Source organism: Lacipirellulaceae bacterium (assembly GCA_040218535.1).
Classification (GTDB): Bacteria; Planctomycetota; Planctomycetia; order Pirellulales; family Lacipirellulaceae; genus Adhaeretor.
Map to the genome: position 1 here is coordinate 25,225 of JAVJRG010000012.1, position 19,250 is coordinate 44,474.

10 protein-coding genes are annotated in these 19,250 nt (G+C 55.6%); 4 read left to right on the forward strand and 6 right to left on the reverse strand.

The annotated features are described in order from the left end of the window. Positions 1-9: 9 nt before the first annotated feature. Positions 10-2,418, reverse strand: a complete 2,409-nt coding sequence (locus tag RIB44_14170; GenBank protein MEQ8617714.1) for a SulP family inorganic anion transporter — start codon at positions 2,416-2,418, stop codon at positions 10-12. A 140-nt stretch (positions 2,419-2,558) separates the two neighbouring features. On the opposite strand from RIB44_14170, the gene RIB44_14175 reads away from it, so the two are divergent. The 4 genes from RIB44_14175 (at position 2,559) to RIB44_14190 (ending at position 7,992) form a co-directional block, all read left to right on the forward strand. Next, positions 2,559-3,164 (forward strand): hypothetical protein, encoded by a 606-nt coding sequence (locus tag RIB44_14175; GenBank protein MEQ8617715.1) that lies wholly within the window; start codon positions 2,559-2,561, stop codon positions 3,162-3,164. 80 nt (positions 3,165-3,244) lie between these two features. Beyond that, complete coding sequence (locus RIB44_14180) at positions 3,245-3,874, forward strand: sigma-70 family RNA polymerase sigma factor (protein MEQ8617716.1); 630 nt, start codon at positions 3,245-3,247, stop codon at positions 3,872-3,874. After that, positions 3,871-6,825 (forward strand): protein kinase, encoded by a 2,955-nt coding sequence (locus RIB44_14185; protein ID MEQ8617717.1) that lies wholly within the window; start codon positions 3,871-3,873, stop codon positions 6,823-6,825. Before RIB44_14180 ends, RIB44_14185 begins: the two co-directional genes overlap by 4 nt. A gap of 12 nt (positions 6,826-6,837) precedes the next feature. Continuing rightward, positions 6,838-7,992: a hypothetical protein gene (locus RIB44_14190; GenBank protein ID MEQ8617718.1), complete on the forward strand. Its 1,155-nt coding sequence runs from the start codon at positions 6,838-6,840 to the stop codon at positions 7,990-7,992. Here the strand turns inward: RIB44_14190 and RIB44_14195 are convergent. The 5 genes from RIB44_14195 to RIB44_14215 all read right to left on the reverse strand — a co-directional run bounded on the left by RIB44_14195 (position 7,973) and on the right by RIB44_14215 (position 19,182). Next, positions 7,973-11,032 carry a hypothetical protein gene (locus RIB44_14195; protein ID MEQ8617719.1) on the reverse strand — a complete coding sequence of 1,020 codons (3,060 nt, stop codon included), beginning with the start codon at positions 11,030-11,032 and terminating at the stop codon, positions 7,973-7,975. The genes RIB44_14190 and RIB44_14195 overlap by 20 nt on opposite strands. 85 nt (positions 11,033-11,117) lie before the next feature. Beyond that, entirely contained in the window at positions 11,118-12,218 is a 1,101-nt protein-coding gene (locus tag RIB44_14200) for an EAL domain-containing protein (protein MEQ8617720.1), read from the reverse strand. Positions 12,219-12,278: 60 nt separating this feature from the next. Continuing rightward, positions 12,279-15,785 (reverse strand): tubulin-like doman-containing protein, encoded by a 3,507-nt coding sequence (locus RIB44_14205; protein ID MEQ8617721.1) that lies wholly within the window; start codon positions 15,783-15,785, stop codon positions 12,279-12,281. 6 nt (positions 15,786-15,791) lie between these two features. Beyond that, positions 15,792-17,123, reverse strand: a complete 1,332-nt coding sequence (locus RIB44_14210) for an AAA family ATPase (protein ID MEQ8617722.1) — start codon at positions 17,121-17,123, stop codon at positions 15,792-15,794. A 226-nt stretch (positions 17,124-17,349) separates the two neighbouring features. Further along, positions 17,350-19,182 (reverse strand): carbamoyltransferase C-terminal domain-containing protein, encoded by a 1,833-nt coding sequence (locus RIB44_14215; protein ID MEQ8617723.1) that lies wholly within the window; start codon positions 19,180-19,182, stop codon positions 17,350-17,352. Between the last annotated feature and the right edge of the window lie 68 nt (positions 19,183-19,250).

Genomic DNA, 19,250 nt, shown 5'->3' on the forward strand with positions numbered 1-19,250 from the left:
GGCTGACGCTTAGGCTTCCACGACCGGGCCAACCCGATCCGACTCATCAAGCATTAGTTCTGAAAAGAATTCCATCTCGCCACTGACCACATCGTAGAGCGCTCCGACGATCGCCACTTGGCCAGTCTCGACCATCTTGGCGATGGCAGGACTCTTCGCTTTCACACGATCAACCACTCGGTGCACGTTTTCGCGGGCCACCATGTTTACGTACGCTTGCTTCTCAAAACCTTGCTTCGATCCGAGTTCTCGAATCGCGTTCCTATCTATCGCTTCAGAGATCTCGGTAATAATTGGATCGATATGTAGGCAATCGCCCGGCGCGACCCCTTGCCCCGCCAAGGCGGTATCAACGGCGGCGGTGACCGCGCCGCATCGCGTGTGCCCCATCACGAGAATCAGTCTCGCTCCGGCAACGGCACAGCCGTACTCGATGCTGCCGAGGACTTTCTCGCTTGTCACATTCCCCGCCACACGCACGGTGAATAAATCGCCCAGGCCCGCGTCAAAGATTAATTCAACAGGGGCGCGTGAGTCGATGCAACTCAACACGACTGCCAAGGGATGCTGGGCATCGGCTGTTGCGTCGACATGACGAGAGGCATTGCGATTGATTCGCTCTCCGCTCAAGAAACGCTTATGACCTTCTTTGAGAACTTCTAAAACTTGGGCGGGAGTGATTGCTTCTTGGAGTTCACGCGTGGCGTAGTCGACGAATTGGATGTGGTCTTCCATCTCGTACTTGCTACGGAAACCTTGCAAGCTGACTTGCACGTCGCGCGCTGGACCGGTCTTCTCCTTGTACTCGCGGATCAAATTCAGCACGTCCGGGTCGATGTAGTCGGTCTTCGTTGCATCGAGCAGGACGTGACCACCCTGAGGGATATTATCGAGCACTTCAGTTAGCGATGCCCGCTTGAAAAAGCTGACTTGCTCAGCAAGTTCAATCCGTGTGATATCGCCTCCAACGTGCTTCTCGACGAACTGACGAATGGGGCGTCGTAAGTTGCTGTTGAGGATAAAGCTCATCGCCACGACTAATCCGATGAGCACACCGTAAAGCAAATCGATGCCCATGATCGCGAGAATCGTGACGACGAAAGGAATGAACTGATAGCGTCCTCCCTCCCACATTTGCTTCATCACTTTCGGGCTAGCAAGTTTGAACCCTGTGAGGATGAGAATTGCCGCCAAGACGGACAAGGGAATCATGTTGAGCAGTCCTGGCAGAAACAGCACGCAGAGCAGCAATAGAATACCGTGCAGAATTGCTGCCAGCTTGGTCTGCCCACCGGAGTGGATATTCACCGAGCTACGGATGATCACCGAAGTCACCGGGAGCGCGCCGACCGAGCCAGCCGCTAGGTTGCCGACACCTTGAGCAATCAGTTCACGGTTCGGTGGTGAGTTTCTTTGCTTGGGGTCGAGATTATCGACCGCTTCCAAGTTCAACAGGGTTTCCAGCGAAGCGACCAGCGCGATAGTAATCGCCGCCAGCCAAATCTTGAAGTCGATCAACATTCCAGGAATGTGTACTGGCGAAGGGATTCGTAAGAGCTGCTCTTCACCTTCTTGTGCCTTTTCTTCACCCGAAGCTTCGAGCGTTTCACCAGATGCTTTCTCTTCGTTCTCGCTGACTTTCTCTTCCACAATGCCGCGCAGCGTTTTCTCGCGCGATTGCGAACTCGTGACCAGGTCCACGGGGGATTCGACGATCGGAACACGCACGAGGTGCTCTTCGCCGATCACCCACTCTTCCCCAAACTGTGCGAGGCCCAAACTGACGAGTACGCCAAAGACAACCGTGACCAGCGGCGCTGGCACGCCCGACTCGCGAAGCAGCTTGATCCGCCCCCAGAGCAACAAGAAGCCCAAGGAGAGCAATCCGACCGCCAGCGCCCCCCAGTGCAGGTCACCGAAGGTTGCCAGTATCTCACTAAAGGTGTTTTCCCCGTCGGGTTGTACAAAGGCGGACTGCCCCTCCGGGTTCGTGTCATGTCCGAACAAATGGGGGATTTGCTTAAGAATCAGAATAATTCCGATGGCTGCAAGCAAACCCTTAATGACACTAATGGGAAAGAACTTGGCTAAATTGCCCGCCTTGAAAACCCCCATACCGATTTGCAGAATCCCCGCCAAGAAAACGGCCACCGCGAATCCTTGAATGCCGACCTTGTCGACTTGCGCGATGACGATCGCAATCAAGCCGGCTGCTGGGCCACTGACGCTGGTGTGCGAACCGCTGACGGACCCGACAAGAATGCCGCCAACAATCCCGGCGAGAATTCCCGCGATGGGGTCCACACCGCAAGCGACCGCCACTCCCAGACAGAGTGGCAACGCCACAAGAAAAACGACAATCGAACTAAGAAAATCTTTGGGAACCGTCTTGGGGGAGAAAAGATTGACACTAGACATATGGAGTATTCCGCCTGTTCGACGAGAAGGATGAGCTGAAATAGTTTAGCAAAGTTACGATTAAGGGTGAAGCTAAGTATGATAGTCAAGATTGACCAAGTTCGACTTGGAACTTACTCCGTCGCGCAAGTAGCTTCTTCATGCAACTCTATTCTCTCAACATGACGTTGCTGGCTCTTTTGCTATGGGGCACAAGTAGTCTCGGTGTCTACTTCGGAAGCGACTTCCCGAATTGTGTGGCCGGAGCCTACAACCATCTCTGGTTCGAGGTCGGCTTCGTTAGCAACCATGGCGTGAGTACGTCTTTCATAACTGCCAACGACTATGTCGATGCTAGTTTCTGGTTGGAGCGACGAGACGGGTACTGTTGCATGTGGATGCCACCTCCAACGCCCTCTGAACAAAAGCAAGGAGGTTTCGGTTTTGTAGCTAACTCCCGAGTCATTGGCTGGGATTGCCCCTACTGGCTAATGGTCATCATTTGGGCTGGTGTCTTTCTCCGCAACTTCAAGTCACGTCAGATACGCCTAAAGGACCTGTTGCTTGTTACTTCTTGCGTCGCTGTTGCTTGTGCCCTCATCAATCTTCGCATGGTCCTGCCTATTGCGGTTGCGTTGAACCTTTCATCAGCACTGCTGATTCTTTTGTTCTTCTTTCTCGCTGGAAGAGCTTTGTCGAGCCTAAAAACAGAGGTGATTGATAAGTCATCAGAATCTACCGCCCAGTATTCCAAAAAGTCTGATTAATTTTTCGCATTGACGTGACAAACAATATCGTCTTCGGCCATATAGGGTAGATAGTACTGCCCAGATCCGACTAACTCATAATGCCAAGCCCCTCATCCACGATCGCTGACACATTGCTCGCCCGGGCCAAAGAGGGCTCTGGGGAGAGTCTAGGTCGGCTACTGCAACTCTATCGCAATTATCTGCGGATCCTGGTTGTCGCCCAGTTGGAAGCCAAATTGCGTTCCCGCGTCAGCCCTTCGGATGTCGTCCAAGAAACCTTTTTTGAAGCTCATCGCGACTTCGCTAAATTCCGCGGCGAAACGACGCCCGAGTTTCTTGGTTGGCTGCGGCGGATTCTGGTGAACAACCTGCACACAGTCATTGAGAAGCACGTCCTCGCAGGTAAGCGCGACGTGCGTCGTGAGATCTCCGTGGATCGTCTCGGGGCCGCGCTCGAAAAATCGACCATGCGGCTCGAGGCGATCCTCCCCGATCCCGGGGCCACGCCCAGTGTCCACATGCAGCGACGCGAAATGCGCTCCGAGCTTGCTGACCAACTCGCGGCTCTCCCTGAAGACTACCGCGAAGTAATCGTGATGCGTCACTTGGAAGGCTTGCCGTTTGAGAAAATCGGTCAACGGATGGATCGTTCTGCCGGAGCCGTCCGCATGCTCTGGCTGCGCGCGATCAAGCAACTCCGCGAAAAGCTCAACGGGGGTGAGGCGTGAGCGAGTCAACCTCAACGAACATCTCCGCCGCTGGCGATCTTGACCCACGCCTAGCCGAAGCGCTGGATCTCTATCTGAGCGAACTCGAATCCTCAGGCACGCCGCCCGCCTTGGAACCGATCCTCGCCAAGTATCCTGACCTGGCCGGCGAGATTCGCTCCTACGCAGAAAGTCTCGATCAGCTCCACTTGCTCGCCGCCGATTGTGCGCAACAGGTCGAACCAAATTTACCGGTGGTTTCTGACGAATCAAAACGCTTAGGCGACTACCAACTTCTGCACGAAATCGGTCGCGGTGGCATGGGTGTGGTCTATGCCGCTCGTCAGATTTCGCTCGACCGCACGGTCGCTCTCAAGGTTTTGCCCTTTGCGGCAGTTCTCGACCCGCAGCAGATTGCTCGCTTCCGCACCGAAGCCCAGGCCGCCGCTCAGTTGCATCACCCGCACATTGTACAAGTCTACGGCGTAGGCCAAGAGCGGGGCGTGCACTTCTTCGCCATGCAGTATGTCGAAGGGCAATCCCTAGAAGCGGCAATCGCCGAACTGCGCCAACGCAACGATGATTCTCTCGCCTGGCCGGATCGCTTCAGCAATCCGGAAAATGCCCACGGGAACACCACGACGCAAAGAAAGAATGAATTCTCGACAAAAGCGGAAGTAAGCTCGCGTTCGCACATTCATGCTGCTGCTCGCTTAGCACTCGAAGCCGCCACGGCCTTGCACCATGCCCACGAAAGCGGCATCGTGCATCGCGATGTCAAGCCGTCCAACTTACTGATCGACGCTCAAGGAAAACTTTGGATCACCGACTTCGGCCTCGCGCGCATCAACGCAGGCACGAACGTCACGGCCACGGGCGACATCGTCGGCACGCTCCGCTACATGAGTCCCGAACAAGCGGCAGGTAAGAACGCACTGGTCGACGCCCGGAGCGATGTTTACAGCTTGGGCGCGACGTTGTACGAGTTGCTCACGCTAGAGCCGATCCACACAACGGACGACCGTCAACAGTTGCTCACCGACATCGCAACGCGAGAGCCCCCCTCTCCTCGCAAACTCAATCCGGCAATCCCCGTTGCACTTGAGAATGTCGTTCTCAAAGCAGTTGCGAAGGAGATTGGAGAACGTTACTCGACCGCTGGCGAACTGGCTGAGGACCTCCAACGGTTTCTTGAGGGGATCCCAACGCAAGCCAAACGTCCGAGTCCCCTCGACCGAGCCACCAAGTGGGCCGTTCGACATCGCCGAACGGCGGCGGCCTTCGCAGCAATGCTTGCCTTCGTAGCGATTGTTTCGTCATTCAGTCTTTGGCGGATTTCCCAGGCCCGGTTTCAGACGGAGCAAGAGCAAGAGCGAACTGTTGCAGCCTTGGCGCAGTCTGAGGAGCACTTCGCGAAAGCTCGTGAAGTGGTCGATCGTTTCGGCGGACGGCTCGTGGGCGAGCTGGCCACGCTGCCCGGCAGCGAACCGATTCGCCGTGCATTGCTCGTCGATACGCTCGCCTACTACCGTGAGTTTCTCAACCAATCGCAGAGCGAAGAAGCGACAACAGAGCTAACATCCCAGCAGGCCGAAACCGCCTTCCGCGCCGCGGGCATCACCGCTCAACTTGGCAACACCACAGAGGCCAAACAACTTTATGAGCAAGCCAAAACGCAGTGGACATCGCTACTGGATAAACCAAGTGCTCAGTCGGAAGCGCATCCTGATGATGAGAAACGAACCGTGCTCTCGAATCTCGCGAAGTGCGAAAACAATCGCGCGGAGCTTTTCTTTCAAGAGGGAGAGTACGATCCAGCCCGCAATGCTTACCAAGCGGCAATCAGCCTCCAAGAACAGCTGATCTCCCTCGATCCTCAGCGCCACGACGACTCGACAACACTCGCTGAGACGCTAAGCAACCTTGGCTTACTCGAAGCACAGGACGGTCACCCCAAACGTGCTGAGGATTATCTCAAGCGGTCGATCTTGCTTCTCGAACAGATTCAACAGGAAGATCCAACAGCACGTCGCCTCCATGATCTGGCCATTGCCCGAAACAACCTTAGCTACGTGCTGCGCGACCATCGCCCAAGCCGTTCACTCGTTGCGTGTCGGCAAGCTCGCGACATACTCGAACGGCTAGTCATGGAGAATCCTGATGAACTAGAATTCCAGAGCGACTTCGCGCAATGCTACAGTAACGAAGCCACTTTACTCACGACAGAAAACGATCTTACCGCAGCGCGGGAAGCCTACGGGAAGGCAATTAATCTTCTGCGTCGGCTCGTTCGCCAAGCGGGCAACCTCCCAGCCTATCGCCGCGACTTGGCCGTGACGCTCAGCAAGGTGGCCCAACTTGAAGGATCACAACTTTCCAACGACCTGACTGCGGCCAATCGGCATTACTCGGAAGCGATTGAAGTGGCGGCAAGCCTGGCGGCTGACTTTCCTCAGGCGACGGCCTTCGGCAGTCTTCATGCCGGTGTTCTCAACAACCAGGCCATGCTTCTTGAATCTACTAATCAGCTTCGACAAGCGGTCGACACCTTCGCTGCTGCTGTAGCAATCCAGTCGGAGGCTTTTGAGAAAATGCCGACCCATGCCGCCCGAGAACAGTTAAGCCGTCAGCTTTTCAACTACGGCCGCTCGCTACGAAAGACGGGCGAGCCAGAACAGGCGGCAGAGATCGCCCTGCAGCGGAAGAAGCTTTGGCCAGAGCATGGAGAGCACCTCTATCATGTGGCGGTCGAACTGGCCGAATCGGCCAAGCAGATAACAATCACAAAGAAACTGAGTGACAGGTCCACCTCGGCAGAAAAATATCGCCGTGCCGCGATTGAAACTTGGCAAGCGGCGCTCGACCACGGTTATACTGAGTTACCGCCAACGGAGTCCTCCCCGCTGAGTCCTGGAGAAACAGCCCTCCGCGCATTGGTCACCAAACAGCAGCCAGCGGCTCGGCTACCATAGATATTTGATTCCATGATCACCACCTCGCCATCATCGCCTCGCAAGATCGACCGAACGCTTCGCATGGAGCAGTTCGAGGGACGGCTGGTGCTCTCCGCGGCAACGGCGGTTGATCTGTCTGCGTTGGACGCGGGAGTTCTGGATCATTCATTTCAATTAACCCAGGCCAACCTCACTTCGCTGATCGGTATCGAAGGGGGCCTCGTCGATCTGCAACCGAGCGGTTCCCCCCGAACCGCCGGCAACGGCTTCGACTTGGGAAGCTTTGCTAGCGATCAAGCCTTCGTCCCTGGGCTCACCAATGGCTCGACGACAAGTGGCTTTGGACAGGATTTAGATCTCGATGGTTCGCTCAACCTGGGGATTGGCGGCGGCGTTCGTCCCTTCCCGGGTTCAGGTGGCAAAGCGGGCGAAGGAGGCTCCATCGTATTCGATCCTCCTCCCGAGCTGCCCGCTTTGACCGGCCCCGCCCCTGCTCCAACGAACCCCGAACACGGTGACCCTGGCCAAGACAAACAATCGATTGCTCAGCTTGTTGATCGTCCCCTAGAGAATGTCCGTGTGAGGGCTTCTTGGTTGGAGGTCGCAAGCACGGAGAACCAGCGCACTTCAAGTGCTACCCACAATCAAGCGCACACCGAGAAACCCGAAGTTCGACTGGCTCAACTCGGACAGTTCCGCTTCCAACAGCACCGACCTACTCCACGGCAAGAGAGCCCAACCGACGTGACGGCGCACACAACGCGTGCTATTCACCCTGAATCACAGCAAACTTCTGTGACTACGAACCAACTCACAGAACAGACAACGGCAGAAGCTGCTGAACACCTACCAACCAAACGCAGCCCAACGACACCCACTGAGCGCCCTGCGAACATCCTGCCCGAAGAAGAGCAGACCCCGCGCGATCAAGCAGCCCGCCAAGCTGCTTTTGATGAACTGGAAGCGAGCCCACGATTCGGCTCGATGAGCGAGGCCACCCCCGACACGGCAGGACAGCAACCGCGAATCTCCACCGAGCAGCACCCACACCTCTATGGCATCGCCCTCGTGGCACTGCTCTCTGCCGACCACTTTCTGCGCCGGCACTCGCAGACGGAAACGACAACCGCTCAGCAGCCACAACGGCGGAAGTGCCCAGGGAAGACTAGCTCTGTCTTGCCGTAACACGTGAACCAAGTACTTTGAAGACTCCAGCCAACATCAGCAGAACGCTCATAGGTTCCGGCACGCGTTGCACATTCGCAACGCTCACAATCTGTTTGCCATAGTACGCCTGCCAATCGGCGATATCGCTAGGTGTTCCTTGTTGTATTGCGAGCAAGTCAACGCCATCCACACGGTCGTCCCCGTTGAAGTCCCCCGGTAAGCCGCCGGTGGTAACTTCTAAGTAGAGTGAAAGCGAGTCGGTCGTCAAAATCCAACTCAAGCCGCTCGTGAGCGCCGGCAATTGCATCGTTGAAAAAGCACCGACAATCTCCCCTTCGACTTCGGCCAACTGGAATGAATCACCCGCCGCAGGTACGAAGCCGGTGTCCGCGAACTGTGCTTCCAGTACGCCATCAAGCAGTAAATCACCACTGACTTCTAGCCCTGCTGGGTCGAGTGGGTTGGTTTCCAGATCGAAGCTCATTGTGCCGGTCGAGCTTTGTGAAAGCTGGCCGGAGAAGCTCATCTGCCCGCCAGCGAATTCCAAACGGCCTTGGTTGTGCAGGTTAGCATCGAACACCTCAATACTTGAATCTTCCTCCGTACGCAAAGTGCCTAGCTGCGCGAAATTATCAGTCGCGAGGGTCAACGTGTGACCATTCTTTGCCACAAACATACCGTGCAGGGTCAGATCGGCAGGAACGAGCGTGGTTGGCGGCGAGGAGTAGTTGGGCGCCCCGGCAATGGTTCCGTCGGCGGTCCACGTTCGCAGGACGATATCCGATCCTATCTCTAGTGGCCCGCTCTGGACGATCACCTCACTAAATCCGTTGTTCGGGTTGGCAGACGCTACGAAGTGAATCTCGCCCATGCCATTCAGCGTCTGAGGATCTAAGAAGATCAACCGCCCGGTCGACCCCTGTTGTTGCGTACTCGACATTGGGGAGCCAATCGAGACCACGGCTCCATCCAAGGTTAGCCCGTCGCGTACATATGTGTTTGAAGGAACGTTCGTAGGAACCGCCAAGGTCACTCCGCGTATGGTGGCCAACCCATTGGATCCATAGCCTCCGAGCATTTGCAGTTCGACTCCCGCATCGCCTTCGATCCGTCCACCAACGATGCCGTCCTGACGAAGATTGCGCACCCACCACTCAGCACCCTCCTTGAGATAAATCGTTCTGCCCGTGTTGTCGATGTTTCCGTAAATATCCACGAGATTGTTCTCGGCTGTCGGTTCTGGCTCAATCATTCCCAGCACTTCAGAAGTCATCGGTGCCCCTTGGTTGCCAAAACCATTCACTTGCACGCGTCCCCCATCAAGAATGATCTTTCCAGAGCCGGTTACGTTCTCGTTAACCTGCAAGGCTCGTTCGCTAGTAACGCGCACGTCCGCATTGAGTACGACGTTTCTCAACACGGGGATATTACTGGAGGGGACACCGACTGGCGAGACGGTCCGCAGCTCGAACCCGTCCGCAGATTCAATCGTACCCTTCTGAATCCCACCTCCGTGCATCGCCCAACGTTGGTTATCGGCGTCAGCGATCGTGAGCGTACCTCCTTCAAGATCAACTTGATCGCCGTAGAAGGAACCGGCGGTGACGATTTCGCTACGAGTTCTAGACAGCGCCAGCAAGTCAGAAAGCTTTTGCTGAAACGCCGCGGCAAAAATTGTTGAGTCCGTAATCGTTGTTGTCCCGACACCTGAAAGGGGAACTTGCTCCAGCGTGATTGATCCTTGATCCACCGTAATCGTGCCCAGGTTGGTAAGTCCTTCCCCCCAAAACAGCGATCCGCCTGCAGTCACTTCGATCGTGGCGTGATTGGTGAAGGCGGTTGAGAAGCGTCCTAATTCAAGTTCCCCTTGATTGAGCGCCCGCATCGTCCCCCAATTTGTCGAGCCTCCGGCGCTGGTGCTAAACGTCCCGCCATCGGCCAATGTTTCACCACGCAGGCGGAAACTCGTCCCAGCTACTTCTCTCCGCAATCGCATGGTCGCATTGGAAGTCGCTTTGAGCACGGTACTGGGATCAAAAGTGACATCTCCCGTGCCAGTAGCAATCATCTCCCCTAAACCGAGCGAGGAGACAAACGTCGCGTTGCCGTCGATCGTCTGCATGTCCCCAAAGTTGAGGTCTGCCTGACCAATTTCCCACTGGCCATTGAGCGTTAAGCCGTTCTCAATGGTTGTGTCCGTAAGAAACTTCGACTCCAAGTTCCCGTTGATCGTCGCATTGCTGAGACGAAACTCATTTGCTGGTTGCGAAATGACACGTGCCGTGACTGTGGGAGCGATGTTGAGCGTGCCATTGATAAACGTGGTGTAGCGATCAATCTCGTAGGTTCCCGTCCCGTTCAGGGACAAGCTGCCGATGCCTTCAATGTAGGCTTGCAATGTTGTTAGTCCGTGGTTTTCAATCGCACCCACTGACTGCGGTGTAAGCGGATCGGAAGGGTTTGCAACCAGCTTCAAGTGGCCGTCCGGCTGCACACGGATCGTGCCATTGTTTTGAAAGCCTGAACCACGCAACACCATACGCATAATGCCTTCAGGGCGGACTTCAATGAGTCCCTCGTTCGTGAAGTCATCGACGCTAAATAACATGTCGATACTGTTCACCGCCGTTCCGTAGTTCTCTCCGGGAACGGCGGCGATGGTTCCTTGATTGATTCCCGAGACGGAAAAGCTCGTGTCGTAGGCGGCTTGGACTTCAATTCCGGGATGAATCGTGACAAACGAGCTCGTCCAACCGTCGGTCCAAATCCCTTCAACTCCTCCTGAATAGTGGAGATTGATCTGTCCACTGCCCGTAACGGTGACCGGATTCTGCTCATTGCGGAGGTAACCGAACACGTCCACTACGGCATCATCTAGTGTGATCGTATCAAAGAACCGATGAGTCTCATTGGCCGGCAAGACGACATTGCCAGAAATCGTCTCGTTATTGAAATCGAGAGCAGCCGCCTTGCCAATTGGGAATGCGAGCTGAATACCGAGAAGAATAGACAATCCGCGGTGGAAGTATCGCACAATAAGGACCGTGGTTTGAGTCAAAGAATAGCTTGCTACAGCTTAGACGGACTCAAGTAGCGCGGTCAAATATCGCGTATAAATTCCGACGAAAGTTGGGCAAATCCCCTCACTCCCCAAACGTCTTCGCCAGCGCCGGCTTTCCAAAGAAATAACCTTGGATGTGATGGAAGCCCATCTGTTGGCAGACTTCGAACTCACCTTCGGTTTCGACACCCTCGGCCAGGGCTGAGACGCCCATGTCGCGGACCATGTTCACCAGGCTGGCCAACATCCGTTGACGACTATCGCCAGCCTTGTCGATGTCGCGGATCAGGGCGATGTCGAACTTCAGATAGTCGGGCGGCACTTCAACCAGCTCAAGCATACGGGCCTGTCCCGCGCCGAAGTCGTCGTAGGCCAGCCCGATACCCATGTCTGTGAGAGCGGCACGAAGTTCGCGCATTTGGGTCACTTGCGTTACTGAGGCTTCATGAATCTCCAGCACGAGCCGGTTGCCGGGGCAAAGGTCTAACAGTTCGCGGAGCGAGAACTCCAACAACGCGGAGTCTTCCATCTCAGCAGGGTGCGTGTTTGCAAAAAGCAAGCCTTCGCCCGGCAAATCTCTCGCAATCCGCACGCCTTCGTTACGCATCAGACGGCTCAACTCTGATTCCAAACCAAGCACGGCCGCGGCTGAGAACATCGCATGGGGCGAAGTGAGCCCGAACAGGCGGCTGCGACCTAGGATTTCGTAACCGATCGTGTTTTGCGTTTCGACTTCAACAATCGGCTGAAAATGCGGAACGACCGCGCGCTCAGTCACTAGCTTGTCGAACTGAATCAACGCCAAGGCCCGATCAGCCGCGTCGTCTTGCAAGGTTTGCGAATTTCGAATCGACGAAGTATTTGACACGCGAAATACCATGTGGGCGAACTGCACGAGGTCGCCATTGGCGAGCTTGAAGCTATCTTCAATGCGAATTCCGTTGACGAAGGTGCCGTTGCTGCTTTGCAGGTCGCGGACGTAGAGGCCATCCTCTTGAACCGTCAGTTCCGCGTGAACGCCGGAGACCGTTGGCGTCGAGATAATCAACGCGCGGTCCTGGCGACGACCGACGACAAAAGGCGAAGAATCAATCCGAATCTGCCGAACCGTCTCGTCTTCGTGCAACTGACCGCAAAGCTGCCAGGCAACGGTAGCTACGTCGTTTTCAATGAGATCTAACATCGCTGTACCTTGAATTCAATCTATCTCTGGTAAGTTGCTGTCTACTTAAATCACTTCTTACTAAACTAACTGAGTAGCGGACGGTTCTTCCTCAGCGTTGTAACACAGTGAGTCCCAAGCCGGGACGCTCGGCGCTGCGGCAGGCGCGACTAAGGGCTGCCAATTAATGTCCTTTCGGGTGTGAACCCGGGCGGCAAACTCTGCATAGTCACGGCGTGCATCGATAATCTCAACCGCGACGGGCACCAACGGAATCTCTTGGGCTTCGCAGCAAAGGCTGAACTCGGTCCGTGGATCGTTCACTACGGTCGTCTCATCCGTGAAGGCAGACCCTTGATTCTCCGCGCTTGTTCCGTGCGGCTCTTGCGTTGGCAGAACCGCCAAGTTTCTCAGGCTGCCGCCGTGGTCCAAAAGTCGTGCGGAAGCCGCCTTGTTTGAGTCAGCCTTATCGCCCGCACTTTGGGTCAAGCGATCTTGCAAGTTCTGCTGCTGCAGTTGGCGGCAGGCAACCTCGCGAGCACGCTCCCGAATGGTCGCAAGCAGACCGGCACGAACGCGGGAGTTGCTCATCACGGTTTCTAGTAGGCCACCATTTTCAGCTAGATATCCCTCGTGGACGATCTCGTCAACCTGGTCAGCTAGCTCTGGGAGAACCGCCTTCATTCCTGGGTCAAGCCAATCATCGAGTGGCTGCAAGCTCGCTGAGTCGTCATCACCTACTTCATCGTTTCGATGAATCGCCACAGCAACATGATTCAGATGACGACCGAACTCGACTAGCGTTTCGTTGAGCGACTTGAGCTCAGCCACCAGCGTCGCCGAGATAATCCGCGCTGCGAGGACTGAAGCGTGGTCTAATCGTAAGCGAACATAGGCTAGCAGTTTCTCAAGCGTCGGCTCGCTGATGGTCTGGTTCTTCTTGCGGTTTTCAGGTGCTCCCAACAGCTCTTGCGTCTCCGCTGCCGCTTGCGTTCCTAAACGATCGAGCAAACGTTGAGCGTCGCGAGTAACGGATTCGAAGTGATCACTCAGCCAGACCACGGCACGCTTCGCTCCTGGCAAGCGTTCCTGCCGGTCGTCGAGTCGCTCAAGTACCCAACGTCGCAATTCCCCGGCAAGCTTAAGGCCCAACGGGCCCACAACACGCTGGACCGGATCGCCCATAATGCGGACGGCATTCTCAAAATTCTCGATATTGAGATCGGAGAATAATTCGTCGGCAATTCGCTTCGCCGATTCAACGTCAATCGCGGTTCCAGCAGCCTCGACCGTCGAGAGAGTCTTTAAGTAAAAACGTTCGACTTTCCCTTCAAAGCGGGTCTTCATTACCTCGCGTGTTGCGGAACTCAGACCTTCGAAGTTCAAATGCGATTGCGAAACGAACTGAGCCGCCCCATGAACGAGCTGATTCGTGTCTGAGACAGACGAGTCCTTGACCGTTTCTTCGGGGCCTTGGCTGGCGAGTGCGCTGGGCGTCCACTTCTTTTGCGAAGCACAGCCAGCAACACCGCCCGACCAATTCAAGACAACCTGTTGCGAAACAGATGCCGAGAGCTTCTCGGTGAGCGAACTTTCTGCGGCAGAGGCTCTATCGAGATTAAAGCTTCGCAGGAGAGTCTTGTTCTCCTCGTCTGCAAAATTCCGAGACGCATCGAAAAACTGCTGTGCGGGGGAGAAGACGTTTAGATAAACGTACTCCGCGAGGGAATCGACGGATGCTTGGAACTCTTCGCCGTTCATACCGTCCTGCCAGCGCAACAGATAAGTATGATCGAACGGTGCAATCCCTTCGGAGAACCCTGGCAAGCCGGCCCCTGCGTCTCCCGGATAGGCACGGTCCTTGTGGCAGAAATGCTGCAATTCGGTCAGCCAAGAGTAGGCGTTGACTTTGGCTAACTCACTCTGTCGCGTTTCGCTTCCCAGCGAGTGTGTAAAGATGCCAGTCACTTCAGCATCAACAAGACCCATACGTTGTAAGGCGTGCCTTACGGCGTAACCTAAGTCGAGCGACATCCCGCTCCCTGTGCCACCGGAAATGGAAGAAACTACGACGACGCGGACTTCGCTTGGCTTGATTGGGAAATCCAAACGATCGCTAGAAGTCTCGATGGCAGCAGGATCGATGGCTTCATTGAGCGAATGGCGAATGCGCTGCAAGGTCCGCTGCGCATTATCTACCAGTGCCAACCGGCCCAGCGGACGCAGGCCTTCGGTTTCTAGGGAACGCGGAATGTTGTAGAGCCAGCGACGACTCAACCAGTTTTGGATTTTGTCAGCACGCTCGCGATATTCCTGAGGTCGACGTAGAGGCAGGCTCAAGGTCTCTTCGTTAGTGAGCGAAGCGCGATCACCGGCACTTGAGGCACGTGCAAGGGCCCGACTGTCCGTGTCGACCAACAACATCTGGACGGCAGGGATTGGGCCTTCGAACCGTTGAACTATCTGGCGGCGCAGGCGAGTCAGGACTTTGCCGCCCACGCCTCCAATACCAAGAATCAAGGTGGGTCGCAGGTCGAGCTTCGTCGAATCCACAGGCACCGCGGGCAACGTTGTGACGGTTGCCTCTTCCCGCTTCGGCAGTTCGAGGAGCATCGACTTCGAATTGGCTGACCTTATCGACTCCTCGTTAGGAGACCCATCGAAGACCTGCGTCACCATACCGGGGCGTGGAGTACTCGTCGTTTCCGCACCCGCAACACTCTCAGTTGCCCGCTGCGGCGAACTGATCGACGCAGATTGGCTAGCCCAGCTACTGGTTTGACCGGACAGTGCCTTCACAAACTCGCTGCAATTCGCAAACCGCCGATCGGTCTCTTTCGCCAGCGCACGGGCGACCAGATAACGATCGCTGTCGGGGAGGGATGTCAGATTCGGCTCGTCATTCAGGTGCTGGAGCGTCAACTCGGCAGCCGTCACCCCTGGGAAAGGCAGGCGGCCTGTAAGCATTTCCTGATAAAGAATCGCCAGACTGTACTGATCACTGTGTTTAGACGGACTGCCTTGGAAGACCTCGGGGGCTGCGTACAACGGTGTCAATCCGCCCACTAACGAGACTTGCGTGTTCTGCAAATCTTTCACCAACCCAAAGTCGGCAACCTTTACGTGGCCGGCTAGCAACAATAAGTTTTCTGGCTTGATATCCAAGTGCTGAAGCGAGTGCCGTTGGCTGAGAAAATCGAGCGCGTCAGCAGCGTCGCGAAGATATCCAAGAAGCTCCTCGCGTGGGATACCCGCTTTACCTTCCGCAACGCACTCATCAAAGCGATCCTTGAGGCTGCTGTCGGCGACCTCTGTGATAATGACCAGCCGGTCTTCAAGCACTTCAATGCGTTCTAACGAAAGCAGAAAGGGATGGCGAACCTCCAGGACTTTTTCGATCGCCTTAAGCTCGTTCGCTGCCCGCTTCTCGTTGTATTGGCCGAACACAAACTTGACGGCCTTGGTCAGCCCACCCGGTGCACTCGCCCGCCACACTTCGCCGTACCCGCCAGCACCGAGCCGGTCGAGTAGCGTGTAGCCGGGGAGTTTTACCTCGGGCCGTTGATTATTTTCAGGCGTTTCGTTCATGATGGCTTAATTTCCAGAAACGGCAGTAAAGTAACTTCGCACGACGCGGTCGATGATCTCGGGGCGAAGTTGCATCGGCGCTTCGTTGTAGACACAAAAGTTTCGGATCTGCATCAGCAAGTCACGCGGCTGGCAACGACGCAGTGGACGGTTGTGCGGACGGTAGTGCGTCTGCACCAAATAGTCGACCGCCTCAGGGTGGTATTCACATTGCAGCTTGCGGCAGAACAATTCAAATAGTTTTCGGAACTCATCGAGCGACGGATCACCGACTTCGATCTTGTAGGGAATTCGTCGCAGGAAGGCATCGTCGGCCAAGTCTTGAGGCTCAAGATTTGTGCTGAAGATGATCAGTTGCTCAAACGGAACTTGAATCTTCTTGCCGGTGGCGAGTGTGAGAAAATCGTGACGATTCTCCAGCGGAACAATCCAACGATTCAGTAATTCGGTGGGCTCGATACGCTGCCGACCAAAGTCGTCGATCAGTAGGCAGCCGCAATTGCTTTTTAGTTGCAAAGAAGCTTCACTGACGTTGGTGGTCGCATCATGGCGAATCTCGAGCGCGTCCATCGTCAGTTCGCCACCCACAACAACCGTCGGCCGGCGAATCTTGATCCAACGGCTGTCGTAGCTCGACGTCTTCAGGATGCTCGCCTCGTCACCCCCGATGGCTTCGTGGAAAGAAGCGTCGTAATACTTCAGGAACTGTCCATCTTCGGTAATCGTTCGCGGCACCCAAATATGCTGACCGAAGCACTTGGTGATTCGTTTCGCAACGGTCGTCTTGCCGTTACCGGGAGCACCGTACAGGAACAAGCCCGCCCCGGAGTTGATCGCTGGCCCCAAGAGTTCGAGCATTTCTTGCTCGACAGAAATATCGCTGAACGCTTCTTCGAGTTGACTTCGTTTGGCGGCTTCTGCGCGAATGGTTTGAGCATCCACCGAAAGTAAATAGTCCTCTAAAGGCACCGGAGCTGGCCCAACGTAGGCGCAGGCTTTCATCGCTACGCGTGCCCGTTCGCCACCTTGATCGGTGAGCGTATAGTAGTAGTCTCCTAGAGTCGCTTGTCCGCTGTGGCAAAGAATCTGTCGCGACCGCATTGCGAGCAACATATCCTCTAAGAGATTGAACGGCAGGCAGATTCGCTTCGCGACATCGCGACCTGAAGCGGAACCTACTTGCAGCAGGAACTTCAGGATAAGGGTCTCAATGACCACCGGGCTCAGTCCCGTCTCTTCGAGCGAACGCGGCTCTTCGGGTCGGTACGACTCCTCATTCAACAGGTTCGCCAGCAGGCTATCCTGAAACTCAGCGGGCGCAGCGGCGGTGTTACTCATTGCAAACTCAATGCGATGACAGTCGGCGCCTTCACCCCTTTGCTCAAGGGAGATTGCGCCAAAACTACGTTGTGAAACTACGACAAACGTAGGTCGCAAGGAGTGTCGCGGCGTTACAAACACTCAATCAGTGCAGCGCCACAAGCAGAAAGACGTGAGAACCGGCAAAATCGTCAGAACCGTTTCCCAACAGCAGTGCTACGCACTGCCGGAATGACTTTAGAACTTAAACTGCCGGCTGCCCATTCGCGTAAGCCCCATTGATGCGGCTCGCCCCGAAGTCGAGCTTCGGTGTGGGGACTACTTGGCTTCCAGTACGCTCACTCGCGGGAGTGTCCACTTTTGCCACCGTTGGCTTGCTGACGAGGTAGGAACCGAGAGCAAGATACTGCAGGCCTGAGTTTTCAAAGACATGCAAAGCTTCTTTCGCGCCCAAGGCGACCGGATAGCCATGCAGGTTGAAAGAGGTGTTTAGAATCACCCCACGACCGGTCAACTGCTCGAAGTGCTTCAGGCAACGATGCATCTCCGGGTTGTGCTGCTGCTCCAGGATCTGAGCACGCGCCGTCAGATCGGCATTGTGCACGGCAGCAATGAAGTCGCGGAACTGATCGGCCGAATCGTACGACATCATCATGTAGGGCGACCTGTTGCCTTTCGGATTGTTGATATACTCGCTGCTACGCTCCGCGATCATCATCGGAGCAAAAGGCATCCAAAAGTCCCGTTTCTTGATCATCTGATTGATCACCCGCACGCAATCGCCGTTGCGGGGATCGCAGAGGATCGATCGGTTCCCCAGTGCCCGCGCTCCAAACTCCATCCGCCCACGACAACGGGCCACGGGATGTCCGGCAGCAAGCAGTTCGGCAATCTCACGTTCAATATCCTCGGGCACATCAAACTGATGCCCACGGCTACGCAGTAGCTCGGCCGTCTGCTCGTCGTTCACGTCCCGACCGAAGTAAATGCCCTCCCAAGGCTGGAGCTTGGCCGGATCGTCCAACTCCGCATGGGCCAAGGTTGCCGCACCATACGAGAGCGATTCATCGCCGCACGAGGGCAACACATCCACTTGGTCGACTTCGGCGAGTTCTAAAATCCGTTGGTTCGCTTTCACATTCATGAAGACACCGCCCGCGGCAACGATCTTGCGGATGCCGGTCTTCGCGACACAAGCTTTCACCCAATCGACAAGCAAGTCTTCGGTGAACTTTTGCAGGCCAGCGGCTACGCTGTCGAACCGCATCTTGGTGATGTCTTTCAGCAAGTTGCGGCCTTGCATGTTCGTGGGCCAGAAGCACTTCCGCTCGAACTCGAGCGTTTCCTTGTTCACGCCCAAGTACCGGTGGAACACTTCCGCCGCTTGGGCGGCGTACTTGTCGTCGGCATAGGGGGCCATGCCCATGATCTTGTACTCATGCTCGTAAGGGACGAATCCCATCGCATGGGTAACCAGCGCGTAGATGGCTCCCAGGCTGTTCGCATTTTTCGTACTGGCGATCCGCTGCATCTTGCCATTCTGAGCAACGAAAACCGTCGAGCAATGCTTGTCACCCGCGCCATCGGCGGTCAGGACCAACTCCTCGCTGGCATGATCCTTCCGCATTCCGAAGTACGCGCTGGCAGCGTGCGATAGCGCATGGTTGTAGACGCTCATCGGCGCTTTCTTGATACCGCAATCATCAAGCAGATTGCGACGCAGCTTCGTGTTGTCGCGCAGCTTCACGTATAACGGCTTGAGTGCCGTATGAATGAGCGCCATCCGGGCGCGACCTTTTAGCGTGTGCAGACGATCAAAACTGCGCATCACCTGCTCGCGAGTTTTCTTCACGGGAATGCGATCTTCCGACGCAAACGCCACGCGATCGATGTCGAAAAGCTGAATGCCCGTCTGCTTGAGGGCGTCCTTGATGCTCTCTTCCGGAAAGCCCCAGGCGTTCTTTTCGTACAAGATTCGCTCCTCCTGAATCATGTACTCCACCTTGCCATCCACCATCAAACAGGCAGAGGCGTTATGTCCATCGTGGACACCAAGAATCACTTTGGGCTTAGCCATCTGAGAGTCTTCCTCGAATGTTGGCAATATCGCGACCGCAACCGCAAGAAGTCCGCGGCAAAAATGTT

Bases quoted from the DNA above. Each gene is read 5' to 3' on its own strand.
- RIB44_14170 (MEQ8617714.1), bottom strand. From the start codon at position 2,418: ATGTCTAGTGTCAATCTTTTCTCCCCCAAGACGGTTCCCAAAGATTTT.
- RIB44_14175 (MEQ8617715.1), top strand. From the start codon at position 2,559: ATGCAACTCTATTCTCTCAACATGACGTTGCTGGCTCTTTTGCTATGG.
- RIB44_14180 (MEQ8617716.1), top strand. From the start codon at position 3,245: ATGCCAAGCCCCTCATCCACGATCGCTGACACATTGCTCGCCCGGGCC.
- RIB44_14190 (MEQ8617718.1), top strand. From the start codon at position 6,838: ATGATCACCACCTCGCCATCATCGCCTCGCAAGATCGACCGAACGCTT.
- RIB44_14200 (MEQ8617720.1), bottom strand. From the start codon at position 12,218: ATGTTAGATCTCATTGAAAACGACGTAGCTACCGTTGCCTGGCAGCTT.
- RIB44_14205 (MEQ8617721.1), bottom strand. From the start codon at position 15,785: ATGAACGAAACGCCTGAAAATAATCAACGGCCCGAGGTAAAACTCCCC.
- RIB44_14210 (MEQ8617722.1), bottom strand. From the start codon at position 17,123: ATGAGTAACACCGCCGCTGCGCCCGCTGAGTTTCAGGATAGCCTGCTG.
- RIB44_14215 (MEQ8617723.1), bottom strand. From the start codon at position 19,182: ATGGCTAAGCCCAAAGTGATTCTTGGTGTCCACGATGGACATAACGCC.